At 42.5% G+C, this 12,627-nt stretch carries 16 protein-coding genes, 1 tRNA gene and 1 pseudogene; 2 read left to right on the top strand and 16 right to left on the bottom strand.

Annotated features, from left to right (window positions below; translation table 11 throughout):
• Window positions 1–18: 18 nt before the first annotated feature.
• The 8 genes from V3224_RS08965 to V3224_RS08930 form a co-directional block, all read right to left on the bottom strand.
• Window positions 19–993, bottom strand: a complete 975-nt coding sequence (locus tag V3224_RS08965) for an IS701 family transposase (protein ID WP_334469994.1) — start codon at window positions 991–993, stop codon at window positions 19–21.
• Between the two features lie 134 nt (window positions 994–1,127).
• On the bottom strand, window positions 1,128–1,898 hold the full coding sequence (locus V3224_RS08960) for a BRO-N domain-containing protein (protein WP_334469993.1): 771 nt from the start codon (window positions 1,896–1,898) through the stop codon (window positions 1,128–1,130).
• Window positions 1,899–2,184: 286 nt separating this feature from the next.
• Complete coding sequence (locus V3224_RS08955; RefSeq protein ID WP_334469991.1) at window positions 2,185–2,466, bottom strand: VRR-NUC domain-containing protein; 282 nt, start codon at window positions 2,464–2,466, stop codon at window positions 2,185–2,187.
• Window positions 2,457–2,678 carry an ANR family transcriptional regulator gene (locus V3224_RS08950; RefSeq protein WP_334469989.1) on the bottom strand — a complete coding sequence of 74 codons (222 nt, stop codon included), beginning with the start codon at window positions 2,676–2,678 and terminating at the stop codon, window positions 2,457–2,459. Before V3224_RS08950 ends, V3224_RS08955 begins: the two co-directional genes overlap by 10 nt.
• Before the next feature lie 26 nt (window positions 2,679–2,704).
• Entirely contained in the window at window positions 2,705–4,621 is a 1,917-nt protein-coding gene (locus V3224_RS08945; RefSeq protein ID WP_334470355.1) for a DNA polymerase, read from the bottom strand.
• A gap of 131 nt (window positions 4,622–4,752) precedes the next feature.
• Window positions 4,753–4,965 (bottom strand): hypothetical protein, encoded by a 213-nt coding sequence (locus V3224_RS08940; RefSeq protein WP_334469988.1) that lies wholly within the window; start codon window positions 4,963–4,965, stop codon window positions 4,753–4,755.
• A gap of 12 nt (window positions 4,966–4,977) precedes the next feature.
• Complete coding sequence (locus V3224_RS08935; RefSeq protein WP_334469986.1) at window positions 4,978–5,190, bottom strand: hypothetical protein; 213 nt, start codon at window positions 5,188–5,190, stop codon at window positions 4,978–4,980.
• A 248-nt stretch (window positions 5,191–5,438) separates the two neighbouring features.
• Entirely contained in the window at window positions 5,439–5,876 is a 438-nt protein-coding gene (locus tag V3224_RS08930; RefSeq protein WP_442890084.1) for a hypothetical protein, read from the bottom strand.
• A gap of 481 nt (window positions 5,877–6,357) precedes the next feature.
• Here V3224_RS08930 and V3224_RS08925 point away from each other — a divergent pair.
• Window positions 6,358–6,433: transfer RNA gene (locus V3224_RS08925), tRNA-Lys, on the top strand.
• 68 nt (window positions 6,434–6,501) lie between these two features.
• Complete coding sequence (locus tag V3224_RS08920; RefSeq protein WP_334469984.1) at window positions 6,502–7,713, top strand: IS256 family transposase; 1,212 nt, start codon at window positions 6,502–6,504, stop codon at window positions 7,711–7,713.
• Window positions 7,714–7,753: 40 nt separating this feature from the next.
• Here the strand turns inward: V3224_RS08920 and V3224_RS08915 are convergent, their stop codons facing one another.
• The 8 genes and pseudogenes from V3224_RS08915 to V3224_RS08885 all read right to left on the bottom strand — a co-directional run bounded on the left by V3224_RS08915 (window position 7,754) and on the right by V3224_RS08885 (window position 12,544).
• The gene (locus V3224_RS08915; RefSeq protein ID WP_334469982.1) at window positions 7,754–7,948 is read right to left on the bottom strand and encodes a hypothetical protein; all 195 of its coding nucleotides are present in this window, start codon (window positions 7,946–7,948) and stop codon (window positions 7,754–7,756) included.
• A gap of 75 nt (window positions 7,949–8,023) precedes the next feature.
• Window positions 8,024–8,385, bottom strand: a pseudogene (locus V3224_RS08910) (ssDNA-binding protein); the annotation flags it as partial.
• Between the two features lie 164 nt (window positions 8,386–8,549).
• Window positions 8,550–8,774, bottom strand: coding sequence for an ssDNA-binding protein (locus V3224_RS08905; RefSeq protein ID WP_442890081.1), 225 nt, complete (start codon window positions 8,772–8,774; stop codon window positions 8,550–8,552).
• 15 nt (window positions 8,775–8,789) lie between these two features.
• On the bottom strand, window positions 8,790–10,088 hold the full coding sequence (locus tag V3224_RS08900) for a DUF2800 domain-containing protein (RefSeq protein WP_334469980.1): 1,299 nt from the start codon (window positions 10,086–10,088) through the stop codon (window positions 8,790–8,792).
• Window positions 10,081–10,521: a hypothetical protein gene (locus V3224_RS08895; protein WP_334469978.1), complete on the bottom strand. Its 441-nt coding sequence runs from the start codon at window positions 10,519–10,521 to the stop codon at window positions 10,081–10,083. Before V3224_RS08895 ends, V3224_RS08900 begins: the two co-directional genes overlap by 8 nt.
• Before the next feature lie 106 nt (window positions 10,522–10,627).
• Window positions 10,628–11,347 carry a Mom family adenine methylcarbamoylation protein gene (locus V3224_RS08890; RefSeq protein ID WP_334469977.1) on the bottom strand — a complete coding sequence of 240 codons (720 nt, stop codon included), beginning with the start codon at window positions 11,345–11,347 and terminating at the stop codon, window positions 10,628–10,630.
• A gap of 237 nt (window positions 11,348–11,584) precedes the next feature.
• Entirely contained in the window at window positions 11,585–11,701 is a 117-nt protein-coding gene (locus V3224_RS29855; RefSeq protein ID WP_442890078.1) for a Com family DNA-binding transcriptional regulator, read from the bottom strand.
• A 252-nt stretch (window positions 11,702–11,953) separates the two neighbouring features.
• Window positions 11,954–12,544, bottom strand: a complete 591-nt coding sequence (locus V3224_RS08885; protein ID WP_334469889.1) for a recombinase family protein — start codon at window positions 12,542–12,544, stop codon at window positions 11,954–11,956.
• Window positions 12,545–12,627: the final 83 nt, after the last annotated feature.

Genomic DNA, 12,627 nt, shown 5'->3' with positions numbered 1-12,627 from the left:
CACGAGTTTCGCACAAAACTAATTTGGGTACGCTAATAAAACACGGATTTGCTCAGTAATAGCACTTTTGATTACGTCCCAATTTTGTTGATAAAGGGTTATTTTTTCAGATATACGACGTTTATGTTGTTCAAACCACGCAGAAATAGCGAGAAAAATATGATTTCTTTGCGCTCGGCTCGTGCGAGCCTGACAGCGTTCAATACCACAGTTTTGTTTAACTTCTCGATGATAAACTTCAACAGACCAACAGGCATCCATGATAGATTTGAGGTATTGACGGGTGGGATTCTCTTTGTTTGTTACTATGTAATCAATACGGCCGTTTTTGGCTGTAAATTTGAAAACGGTTACCCAACCATATCCTCGCAAGTGTATTGACGTTCCTTCTTCTGAGATGTCTAACTTGTTCAGTTGTTTGTTATGGTTAACAATCCTATTTTTCCTCAGCGTGGTTACCCAGATCCAACCATGAGAGCGAATTGATTTCAGGTTATCCAGGCTAGAATACCAAGCATCCATCACTACCGCTTCTGGCATGATCCCTCTTTTTTTAGCAAGAGTGAGCATTTCGGAAAAGTGCGTGTTTTTTGTTTTTCCATCAGAATCTTTATCATAAATCCGATAATTGATAGGAATTGATTCAACCTTCGTCAGATCATGCCAAAGCAAATTAACTAAACCTATGCCAGCAATAATATCATGTTCATTACCTGAATATTGATAATGGACCATCTCTATTTTTTTACTACGTGTTTTGGCAATCAATGTATCATCGGCAATTAGTACGCAAGGGCTTTTTTTGTCTATAGAAGGTTCAACTAATCGCCATAGGTCTTTAGGTCTAAAACATCTACTTTTTAGCCATCGGCTAACAGTGTCATGAGATAAAGGCGATGGGCTTACTTCTGATAACGCTAAACCAGAGTATCTTAAACTGCTTACTTGTAAGAATGTTTTATAGATATCTTTAATACATGGATAACCCGACAAAATATGAACACCCTGATTTTTTCTTGTTTTTAAATTTATACTTCTTTTTTGGAGATTGCGAAACTCGTGGTAAAAATTCCTCAATAATGAAATTGATGAAAGATTGCCCCTGTAAAAAGGGGCGTTAAGGTTAATTAGTGACGTTCTAAGAAATGGGTCAATTCACCTTCATACCACTGATCGGTGCGAGCGGTGATTATTCCGGTTTGTTGATGGTGGAATTGCTCAAAAAGCTGTTTTATTTCTGATAATACGGTATCGATATTTTCACGCTTGCGCAAAAGGCGTTTGATAACCTGTTTTTCAGCGTCATTAATAATTTGTCGTAGTGACTCGGTAATATAGTAAATGCGTCTGCACTCGTCAGCCATTAAGGGGATATGCGCTACCTGAAAACGCTCGGGTGATGGCGTGCCAGTTACTTCGCGTAACGCCAACCACACTGCATTACTCCATGAACGCTCAAATCGAAAGCCATTTGTCATGCACCAGACTAAATGCGTTAGGTTACGGGTGTCTGAATGGGTAAAACGCTCTACGGCTTTAGTGTGGGGTTGAGGGTGATCATATCTGCCAGTTTTGCGGATTGATGGGAGAACTTCATTTGTTACCCATTTGCGAAAACGATGAGGGAGCGTTCCTTGTTTTACTGCATCACGGCAACGTAGTACTAAAGTATACATACCTGATTCTGATATTATGTTCATACTTTGCTGGCCGCCGAGGGTGTCGGTTAAACCTACATCCTTTTCATCGTTATCTAACTTACTTAAAGCGTCTCGGCTGTTAACTATTTTTAGTACATTGCATATATCTTGAGCAACAAACCACGGCTCATTATTTTTGATTATTATACGGATTTGATGATTTTCGAATGTAAAAGGATTAACTATCAATTTGGTCATACGACCTCCAATAGTGGTTGTATCTATGCTTATCACCACCTTTGAGGTCAATCTTGGGTGGTGAACTGAACGAGGTTGACCTTACCGAATACAACCAATCGGCGAGCATTTCTGCTCCCTCATCCAGCCCACCATTGAAATGTAGCTAGATTACGACATTAAAAAACACGCTCGCGGCGTGTACATGTCGCGGTTGTATCTGGCGAGAGGTCAATCCCGACATCTGATTTTGCAGATGCAAATAAACTATAGCGCATGATTTCTTCTTTCGTCAATAAGTTAATTTTCAGTCAACAGTGGGTAAGATGCTGCTTAGATCCTGACTGTCCAATACGATGACTTGATGACCCAGGGCAAAAAGCCGAGCGTGTTCGCGTAATTGGTAGGGGGTAGGTTTTTCGCCCGGTGCTTTACATTCCACAAAAATAATCTTGCCATTGGGCAGGGCGACTAATCGGTCAGGTACGCCCCGTCGTCCAGGCGAAACAAACTTATAGGCAATGCCCCCCATTTTTCGCACTTCACGCACCAAATGTTTTTCGATACTCTCTTCCCTGATTAACAGCATGAATACATCCTTTTAATATGTTCCCGTTTTATTTGCATCAGGCAAAAATCGGCGCGGTGTTCACTCCAGATACGGTTATTGCGATTGCGCGCCAGCCGATTTGCCTGTGACCATGCGCGCGCGGCTTCATGGTATTGCCCTGACTGCTCAAGGTGTACCGCATCCTGTGCCGCCTTGAAATAAAGTGGGCTATCGTTTTTTCTAAAGGCCATGATGTTTATTTTATCCTGTGTGTTATTTATTCCTTGCGATAGCGATAAGTCTCAAACCCCGCTGCACTAAGCGGTAAATCAAAAGCCCAGTCAGGCTTGGCACTTAACCGTGTGCTTAACCCCTCGGCGGAAAATTGTGGAGTTTCGGGCGCTTCGCTGATAATCTCATCATGGACGGTTAGGACAATCTCATAACCCGCCTTTTCGATAGGTGGCATGTTATAGCCCAAGACATCGCGTGCTGCTGCCTGACAGATATTTTCTGTGATTTTCCCGCCATAGGTTTTTAGCCTTTCCCATTTACGGCTATAGGGGTTAGTCCCCATGTAGGTAATCTGTCCATTCTCTATTCGCGCAGAAGGGTAGCAAAGACTCCGTCCTGATGGTAAACAAATTCTGAGCCAGCCTTTATCGCGACGGACGCTAAGTTTACGGCACTTAAACGCTATCCCCGGTGACTGAATGGCCTGTTTTACTGCCTCTTCAATGTCGTACCAGAATGATACGGTTTGTGGATGGGCATTGCGCCACATGCGCTTAAGGGCATCGCAGGTAACAAAGACTTTTTCGCTGAGGCCATAAGTCTTCTCCGTTTCAATAGATTTTTGATACCAGCTTATTGCCTCTCGCTTAACACCAGGCGGTATGTTAGGTAATGCGACTTCCGCCAGTTCATCTAAATCCAGACCGTAGGCGAGGGCGAATGTCAAAAATGCCGCAACCCCACCGCCATAGCCTAAGCCGAGTTCCATCACCTTACCGATTTGTCGTTGAGCTTTAGTGACGTTCTCAGGTAAAAGATTAAATGCGCGCGCATAGGCCAGTTTATAGAGGTCATCACCTTTGCCGTTATCAAACTCGCTAAAAGCGTTGACTTTCCAGTTTTCCCCTGCCAGCCATGCCAGCATGCGGCCCTCAATATTTGATAAATCCGAGATAACCAGTTTTTTACCGGGTGGGGCAATAATACATCCTCTAAGTGCAGAACTGGTCAGTTGCATAATGTCATCGCAAATCAGCTCAGCACAACCAGCTTTTAATGCGTCAATGCCGTTATCAATGGCTTCCTGGTCAAGTGAAGGTCTTGGGAGATTATCCGGCTGAAAAATCCGCCCCGCCCATCGTCCGGTTCGTGAGGCACCACAAAATTGCTTGGTTCCTCGAAGACGCCCATCTGCGCTTACCGATTTTAACAGTGCCTTGTATTTACTGGTGCTGGTTGTGCACGATTGCAGACGGACTGATAGCAGTTCGCGTAAAGCCGGTGGAATGTTCGGGTCATTAATTCGGCGCTGTAGTGTGCTGGCTTGCATATCCGGTAATGTGATGCCAAATGACGAGGTGATATGCTGTAACAGGGCATCGCGTTGGGTCGCGGCTTGTACGGCATTATCTGTTAATTGCCGGGTGACGGTTGATAACCGTTTTTGCTCGTTTTCAACGGCAGTCAAGGCGCTTTTCGCCAGTTCAACGTCCATACACATCCCACGGCGATTAATTTGTTGGTCTAATTGCCATAACGTTGTTTCATCAAAATCCACATTCCAACGCGGTAAATGTTGATAAATCTCGCGCATGGCTAAAATATCTGAACCTGCGTAGGTTTTAAACCGCTGCCACTCTTCGAAATGTGTTAACGCCGTGGCGCGTTGTATTTTGCTATTTTTAGGGCGCGGTTTGCAAAATAACTGTATGAGCGCTTTACCTTCTTTATCTTTGGCGTTATCGCTATTGACGTTGAAGACATCGCAAAGCGAACCAAGCGCACCGGGTAAGCCATGTGCCAGTGCTTGTACTAATGTGTCGTGAACGCGGGATAACGGTAAGTCAATATTTAACACTTTGTTTAAAATTACCGTATCAAACATACCGCCATTGTGCCAAACGGTTAAGATCGCAGGGTCATCAAGATAGGCTTTTACACGAGTTTCGCACAGGCATATAAAGTTCTAGAAATGGCTTAAAAGCAATGGTTAATCTGTAAGTTACTAAAACACATAAATTTTATTAAATTACAATAATTTGTATTTAATTTATAAGGTTTTGTCTATTTATATATCATGCTGAATTAAACTTAAAAATAGCGCGTTTTTTTATTGGTGCGAAACTCGTGTTTTAAATCCTTTGGCATCGTTTTATCTTGCGTCACATCCCAGACCTTGACAGGAGCATGATTATAAGCATACGCAAAAAGTAATATTTCTGCATTTTCAGCGTAGCGATGCGTGCCACAATTAATGGGGATATCGCTATAGGTTTCTAAATCACAAAATAGTAAATTTTGCATAATCCATCCTTATCAGGCGGTTACGGAAAAACGCCCCATTTTAGGGTGATACCACTGACTGCCGCGTTTCTCAGACTCAAGCATCATATTATCCAGTGCACTTCTAAAGGCTGCTTCACCAACCACCGACATTTGGGTAATCTGTCCCCCTGGCGTAACATGGGGCACTTTTTTATAAGGTATATTCCACGCCATCACTAACTGGCGACATTTCGCATCACTCAAACCATACTTTGTTTTCAGATAGCTATAGCCTTGAAAGCCTTGTGGAATAGTGCCTTGTTTGATATGCTCGATGTCTTCTGAGACTTGCTCTACCTCACGAGTTTCGCACAGGCATATAAAATTCTAGAAATGGCTTAAAAGCAATGATCAATCTGCAAGTTACTAAAACACATGAATTTTCTTAAATTACAATAAGTTGTATTTGATTTATAAGGTTTTATCTATTTATATATTATGCTGAATTAAACTTAAAAATAGAGCGTTTTTTTATTGGTGCGAAACTCGTGTACCTGATATTCGATACTTTTTAACCGACGCTCCTGTGCAACGTTAGCCAATGCCATTGCTGCGATAATTTCATTGGCGCTTTGTGGTTTACTTTGCTGTTCTAATTTATCAATCAGTGAGCGGCGAACCGCTTTCGATTCACGGGCGGCAACGCGGAGGGCTTGTTTAAGCGTCATTTCGATAATTTCTGATTCCGTGTTGTTCATTTTTTGCACTACACTTTTTGTGTAGTACTCTCCTTCAAGCTCATCTTTAACCTTTTCAATAAATTTGTTGTTTCTAATTGGTGGTTCGCCGTGTTCTTTTCGTGTCTCGTTGACCATGAGCAGTAATTGTTGCGAGTCAATTGTTTCACTGTCGGATAGGGCGATATTTTGTGCGTTCATTAAATTTTGCATATAAAAATTCCTCAATAGTTAAATTGATGAAAGATTGCCCCTTAGACAGGGGCGTTAAGATTAATTAGTGACGTTCTAAGAAATGGGTCAGTTCACCTTCGTACCACTGATCGGTGCAGTAGGGGATTTAATAAGAAAGCCAGAAGTTTATATATTTTTAAAAAAAAGAAATATAAACTTAATCATAAGAATTAAATTTTAATATTGATATTTATGAAAACTAGTGATGTATTAACAAATCATCTTATCTCATCTATGGAAAGACGGGGAGATGGTTGGGGTATAAAAAATATTGAATCTCGTTTTATATACGCTAATAAGTTAGGTACCTACTCTTGTGTTGTAGAGCAAATAATCCGACAGATATGTAATAAGATTGATATTTACACACGAAAACAACTAAGAGATTATAGTATCGCTGAAGGTTTTGATAATTACTTCCCGCCATGTTTATTAAAAGGATTGTTATAACAAATATTGCGGGTTATTAGCTCCGTGGGTAGAGCGGTGAACTCTTAATCCATCGGTCGCAGGTTCGAGCCCTGCATAGCCCACCATTTTACGAGAGTGTAAAATAAACTGTGTAAATGGCATTTTGATAAAAAACTTTTTACAGGATAACAAAATGCCTATCAGTAACGAATTGATTGATCAACTACTCAAAGATTGTAATGCCCCACAAGACCTATTGGGCGAAGGTGGGTTGCTTAAAGAACTCACCAAACGTCTTGCTGAAAGGGTGCTGGAAGCGGAAATGGCGATGCATCTTGGTTATGACAAACATGATCCTATCGGTAACAACTCGGGAAATTCTCGAAACGGCACAACCGGTAAAAATGTACGTTCTGTGCATGGAGCTATCGGGTTGGATGTTCCTCGCGATCGAAATAGCACTTTCGAACCAAAGTTGATATCGAAAGGGGAAAGACAGTTTAATGGATTTGATGAGCGTATAATTTCTCTGTATTCGAGAGGGTTAACGGTTCGAGATATTCAGGCGCATTTTCAAGAAGTCTATGGTGTTGAAGTGTCAGGAACCTTCATTTCTCAGGTAACCAATGAGGTGATGGAAGAGGTTAAAGCCTGGCAAAAAAGGCCGTTGGTGGCGCTGTATCCTATTGTTTATCTTGATTGTATTGTTGTTAAAAGCCAGGATTCCGGCGTAGTCATCAACAAATCCGTTTATCTCGCTTTGGGCATAAATATCCATGGAGAGAAGGAATTATTGGGCTTGTGGATAGCAAAAAGCGAAGGAGCTAAATTCTGGCTATCGGTGATGACAGAACTCAAGAATCGAGGCTTGCAAGATATTTTCGTTGCGTGCTGTGATGGTTTAAAAGGTTTTCCTGAGGCTATTGAAGTGCTTTACCCGCAAACCCGTGTTCAATTATGCCTAGTCCATCAAGTACGTAATTCTCTTCGCTACGTCCACTGGAAAGAGCGTAAAGCGGTGGCAGCAGACCTTCGAGCTATCTACGGTGCGGCGACAGTCGATGCTGCTGAGTCTGCTCTGGAGGCATTCTCAGCCAAATGGGATGAGAAGTACCCAACCATTAGTCCGTCATGGACAAACAATTGGGAACGGCTAATCGTTATTTTTGACTTTGCTCCTGAAATCCGTAAAGCCATTTATACCACCAATGCGATTGAGTCACTTAATGCGTCATTGCGTAAGATTACTAAAACGCGGCGAGTTTTCCCAACAGATGAATCTGTCCTCAATCTACTTTATTTAGCGTTGCATAATATTTCAATAAAATGGACGATGCCTATCAAAGATTGGAAACCCGCCATGAGTCAATTTATGTTGATGTACGGTGATCGGATCACCTGCTAACGGAGGAGCCATTTACACAAAAAATTTTACAGACCCCATTTTACCGATGGCTTTTTGCCAATCGCTTATTCTCTTTTCTCAGGTATTGGTTTTCTTCTGCCAGTAGTTGAATCATATTGATTAAGGTTTTGGTTTCCTCATCGGCGTAAACGGGTTGCGCTAGGTTGAGCAGATAATGGCTGTTATTACTGGGGTTAGTGAGCGCAATGGTTTTATCAATATTATCTAATTTCATTTTTAAGCCTCCTCAAGGAATTTAGCGCGGTAGCCTGATTATTTAACCACTTAAGGCGGCAGTGGTTCCCTGGTGTTAACTTGCCAATAATTCTTCTTCCTCAGCCATGCTCAGGTCGTCAAACTCGTCAACGGAGGCCACACTTCCACCGCTAAACGCATCACCATCGCGGTAAAACTGAACGCCTCTTAATGACGCTGAAACCCCTTTACCATTGTTGTCATACGCGTAAAACTCAATTGTGGAGTAACGTAACAGCCAGAATAGGGGCGGCCGTCCTGTGCGGTCAGGGGTGAGAGATTACGATCGAAGACTGACGGACGATCTTTATTACTGGCGCTGATGTACATATTTCCGGCATAGCCGTCGTATTCCTTATTGTCGCCGTCGCGGAAGCAAAAACGGTTGTTGGAGTGGCAGATGCTGTTATAAACACGAGTTTCGCACCAATAAAAAAACGCTCTATTTTTAAGTTTAATTCAGCATAATATATAAATAGATAAAACCTTATAAATCAAATACAACTTATTGTAATTTAAGAAAATTCATGTGTTTTAGTAACTTGCAGATTGATCATTGCTTTTAAGCCATTTCTAGAATTTTATATGCCTGTGCGAAACTCGTGATAAATTTTTTCTACCTCTTTGGCGCCCCATTTTTCCTTAATAACCGCCTTAATCCCCGTTTTGATTTCCTCAATCAGATCCTTACTACTTTTGGCGATAAGAAAATTGGCACGGTATTTGAACGCTCCTTGACCACTGACTTGCGTAGGTTCAAATAAATCAGGAAAAGCCAGACGTACGTTGTTTAATTTGATTTTCATAGTGTTACCTTTTAATTAAATGGATTTATCAGCGAGTGCCGCTTCGGTCACATCGTCAAAGTCGTTTAAGGGGTTAGTAATAATGGCAGGTCTTGGGTCTGATTCCGGTGCGATGACGGGTTTACCGTCTGCGCGCTCAATAAGCGCTTCCAGTTTTGCCCAGCGACTCGGTTTGTCTTTTTTAAGCAATTTTTCAGCCTGTGGTGGGCTGATAATTTTCTTGTGGTAGATTTGCTCCTGTTTAAGTTTGGCATTTTTTAACAGCGTTTCGGCTTCACGTTCATCACCCCATAAGCGATTCCCCTGTTTGCCCGTAACCAGTTTAAAGCCAGGTACCGATTGCCCGTTATGTAATGCCTCGGCTACCCGATTTCGTAAGGCTTTACAAAAGCTCTCTATCAAATCGACATGCGGGTAGAGTGTTGCCATTTGCTCAGGGGTTAGTAGCGTAATGCGTTTTGGTGCATCACTTAGTTGGGGGTTCAAAGGTTGAGTTAAATCGACAAAATCGCCTCTGACTTCATTATGGACAAATTGCGCCTGAGCAAAACACAATCCGCCTTTGGCTTTGCAGAACTGGCATTGTTTGATACCCGGTGAAAAGGCACTATCGGGTAGCGCATCAAGCCCGTTGCGCTCGGCGAGGGTTGCCATCTCCATGGCTTTTTGCGCCCTTAATCTGGCCAAATCACCAAAGTCTTTTAAATCTTGAACCGATAGCGTCCATTCAGACCGATGGTTAAGGCGAGGTTGATGGATGAAAAGACGAACCGTTTTGAAGTCATAAACAAGGTCAAACTGATGTAACGCCCCTAGCGCATAGAGCATGAGCTGCTCGTTGTTCGGGGCGTCTACTTTAACGCCTTTACCATATTTCAGGTCATGGATTTGTAACTTATCATCGCTGATAATAATCGCATCAGCGGTACCGAATGAATTCTCTACGCCAATGGCCGCTGAAAAGTCAACTCGCTCCTCAACCTGTAAGATTTTCCCGTCCGCTAGGTGCCAGACAGTATCAACATAGGTCTGGACGTGCTCAATCATATCCTCATCCACTTGTGGCGAGTTGGCTTTTAGCAACGGATAAGTGCCGATATAATCCTTCGCATCAAAGCCAGATGTTCGTCTACGCCCGTCACTATAGGGATTTTGGCGCATTTTTAAGATACTTTCCGCTAAGGCATGCGCCGCGCTGCCTTCTTCAGCAAACGGCGATGTTTTATCGGGTAATGTGGCCTCGACTGCGAGACTGGCGCTACATTTAATCCATCTATGCGCTGAGGAGGGGGAAAGTTTTGCATGTTCAGCCATCGCTACCCTCGGCGTTATCATCGGCTAAAACGCTTTCCAGTTTTTCAATGAATTGAGCCAGATTGTCATCGGTAATATCACTCAGTCTTTTAGCCTTAAATTGATCGAATATTTTAACGACGTCATTTCGATAGCCTTTTTTTGCCAATTCGGTTATCAGTTTTGAAGACTTAGTGCGTGGGTCTTCAGCTTCTACCGATTTCACTTCCGCAGGCGTAGGCAATTCACGCAATAATGACAAGGCAAATTCGCGTCGTTCGGTGATACCTGAGATATTATCCCAATTTGCCAACGTTTTTAGGCAGATAATTAAGATCTTGGCTTTGGGAAGAAATCGCACTTTAGGTAACCCATTCAAGGCGCAATACAGCGCATCAATTTGTCCGGTGACGCTATCTTCTTTTTCAGATGCAAATATAGCGCGGCAAATCATTTGATACCGAAAGGCAAAATATTTGATACGCTCAAAAATCACACAAATGAAAATTATTTGATACCAATTGTTGTACTGATGTAACGCTTTTATTGTTCCTAAAACATCATGAACTTGGTTTTAACGTTTCCGGCTTAGGATAAGGTTGCACTTTAAATAATTTTGTATTGAGGCGCTTCTTCGCGCGTTTGTCCAAAAAGCGGATATATCGGAACTGCTGGAAGCGATGAACAGTTGCACGCTCTATATTGGCCCTCAGGTATTCTCCTCGCTTGCCGCCCCGCGTGATCGCGTTGCGGGCTATTTCGTGATACCACTCACCATCAAGCTCATAGAATCGCGAGTAATGGCTGCCGATATATTCAAAATTACTCGCCTGATACACCACGCCACAACGCCCACAGCGCTCATCTGCAAAGGATTGCACCCATTGCACTTGAGGATAAAGTAACCTGATAGTTTTCAGTGCATAGCTGATCGCTCGTGACTCTGAATTTTTAGGCATGTCATCATGCAGCCATAAGCGGTTAAGCTCCATATACTCACGATTCCCTGTACCAGAGACCACTTTTGCGCCACTGTTAGGATTCAGGGCGTACCCCCACTGCATCACCCCAACCAGAGCCCTACCGGAGAATACCCCAAGATGTAGCCAGGAATTATTAACAAACCGCCGGCTATAATGCCGACTTGTTACAATGACGCGGACCAGCCAGCAGGCAATGGTTTCTACCCGCAATTCGTGTGAGCCGTATCCAACAATCTGGTCATTATCGAAAATGGGCTGGGGTGGTGTGATAATGCGTGACGTATGTGCGCGCTTCATTTCCGGTCTCCGACTGGCGTTCGGAGACGCTGGTTGAGGGATTGCTCATCCTCATTTCATTAAATCACGAGTTTCGCACAGGCGTATAAAATACTAGAAATGGCTTAAAATCGATGATTAATCTTCAAGTTACTAAAACACATAAATTTTATTAAATTACAATAAGTTGCTTTTGATTTATAAGATTCTGTCTATTTATATATTATGCTGGATTAAACTTAAAGATAGAGCGTTTATTTATTGGTGCGAAACTCGTGTAAATGCTTTGCAGCGCAGACACTTGATCTGGATGTAAATCGCGTTTGCTTTTGCCAGCAACCGGTGACAACCACAGCAACGTATCTCTTGTAACATCTTCTGATATCCCTACTTAATCAAGGAATATCATGTTACACATCAAGTATTGTGAATGTGATTAAGCCACTGTAATTGATCTGTTTTAGCGATCGATAAGGCTTTATTGATCGCTAATGACACTTATGTTTCATGTTAGCCGGCGCAAGGTCGGTAGTACGATTTTCTGATGCGGCGTGCGATATTTGAAGCCAAAACGTGCGATAAATGGTGGGCTACTTTTGTTTCCGTCAGTGCAACGTAATTACACTTTTATTTTTTGTCGGGATCGCTTTGACCTGTTCGAGCATTTAGATTAACTGGACAATATTTGTAGATGCTAGCTAATGAGACGCCATACAGTAATGCCAGCTGCTTTCTACTATTGCCGGACTCAAGTAATTTTTTAGCCTGCTCTTGCTGTGCGGAAGATAATGAGCAAGGTCTCCCCCCGATACGTCCCTTGCTTCTTGCTGCGGCTAAACCTGCCTTAGTACGCTCAACAATCAGTTCTCGCTCCATTTGCGCCAACGCACTCATCACATGAAAGAAAAAACGACCTGCTGACGAAGAAGTGTCGATAGAATCTGTCAAACTATGAAAATGAATACCTTCATCTTCCAGTTTGGAGATTAAAGTAATCAAATGTTTAATGCTACGACCCAGCCTGTCGAGCTTCCAGACCACCAGAGTATCCCCCGATTTCAGGCAGTTTAACGCGCGTTTTAATCCGGATCTCTGGTCTGTTTTTCCACTGATTTTATCCTCAAAAATCTGTTCACAATTTGCACAAATCAAGGATTTTTGCTGTAAATCGGTGTTTTGGTCATTTTTTGACATCCTCATATAGCCAATTTTTGCCATTTTTAACCTTTTCTCAGACCCGGTAAGCCTTGTAATCGCTGGTTATTGTCTAAATTTTACCTAATTTCTCGATTTAATAAAAC

Origin of the sequence: Arsenophonus sp. PmNCSU2021_1 (assembly GCF_036919435.1) — a bacterium.
Classification (GTDB): domain Bacteria; phylum Pseudomonadota; class Gammaproteobacteria; order Enterobacterales; family Enterobacteriaceae; genus Arsenophonus; species Arsenophonus nilaparvatae.
Note: the sequence above shows the minus strand (reverse complement) of the source record. Positions and strands in the feature narration are given on the sequence as shown.

Bases quoted from the DNA above. Each gene is read 5' to 3' on its own strand.
- V3224_RS08960 (WP_334469993.1), bottom strand. From the start codon at position 1,898: ATGACCAAATTGATAGTTAATCCTTTTACATTCGAAAATCATCAAATC.
- V3224_RS08955 (WP_334469991.1), bottom strand. From the start codon at position 2,466: ATGCTGTTAATCAGGGAAGAGAGTATCGAAAAACATTTGGTGCGTGAA.
- V3224_RS08950 (WP_334469989.1), bottom strand. From the start codon at position 2,678: ATGGCCTTTAGAAAAAACGATAGCCCACTTTATTTCAAGGCGGCACAG.
- V3224_RS08940 (WP_334469988.1), bottom strand. From the start codon at position 4,965: ATGCAAAATTTACTATTTTGTGATTTAGAAACCTATAGCGATATCCCC.
- V3224_RS08930 (WP_442890084.1), bottom strand. From the start codon at position 5,876: ATGCAAAATTTAATGAACGCACAAAATATCGCCCTATCCGACAGTGAA.
- V3224_RS08920 (WP_334469984.1), top strand. From the start codon at position 6,502: ATGCCTATCAGTAACGAATTGATTGATCAACTACTCAAAGATTGTAAT.
- V3224_RS08915 (WP_334469982.1), bottom strand. From the start codon at position 7,948: ATGAAATTAGATAATATTGATAAAACCATTGCGCTCACTAACCCCAGT.
- V3224_RS08905 (WP_442890081.1), bottom strand. From the start codon at position 8,774: ATGAAAATCAAATTAAACAACGTACGTCTGGCTTTTCCTGATTTATTT.
- V3224_RS08900 (WP_334469980.1), bottom strand. From the start codon at position 10,088: ATGGCTGAACATGCAAAACTTTCCCCCTCCTCAGCGCATAGATGGATT.
- V3224_RS08895 (WP_334469978.1), bottom strand. From the start codon at position 10,521: ATGATTTGCCGCGCTATATTTGCATCTGAAAAAGAAGATAGCGTCACC.
- V3224_RS08890 (WP_334469977.1), bottom strand. From the start codon at position 11,347: ATGAAGCGCGCACATACGTCACGCATTATCACACCACCCCAGCCCATT.
- V3224_RS29855 (WP_442890078.1), bottom strand. From the start codon at position 11,701: ATGTTACAAGAGATACGTTGCTGTGGTTGTCACCGGTTGCTGGCAAAA.
- V3224_RS08885 (WP_334469889.1), bottom strand. From the start codon at position 12,544: ATGGCAAAAATTGGCTATATGAGGATGTCAAAAAATGACCAAAACACC.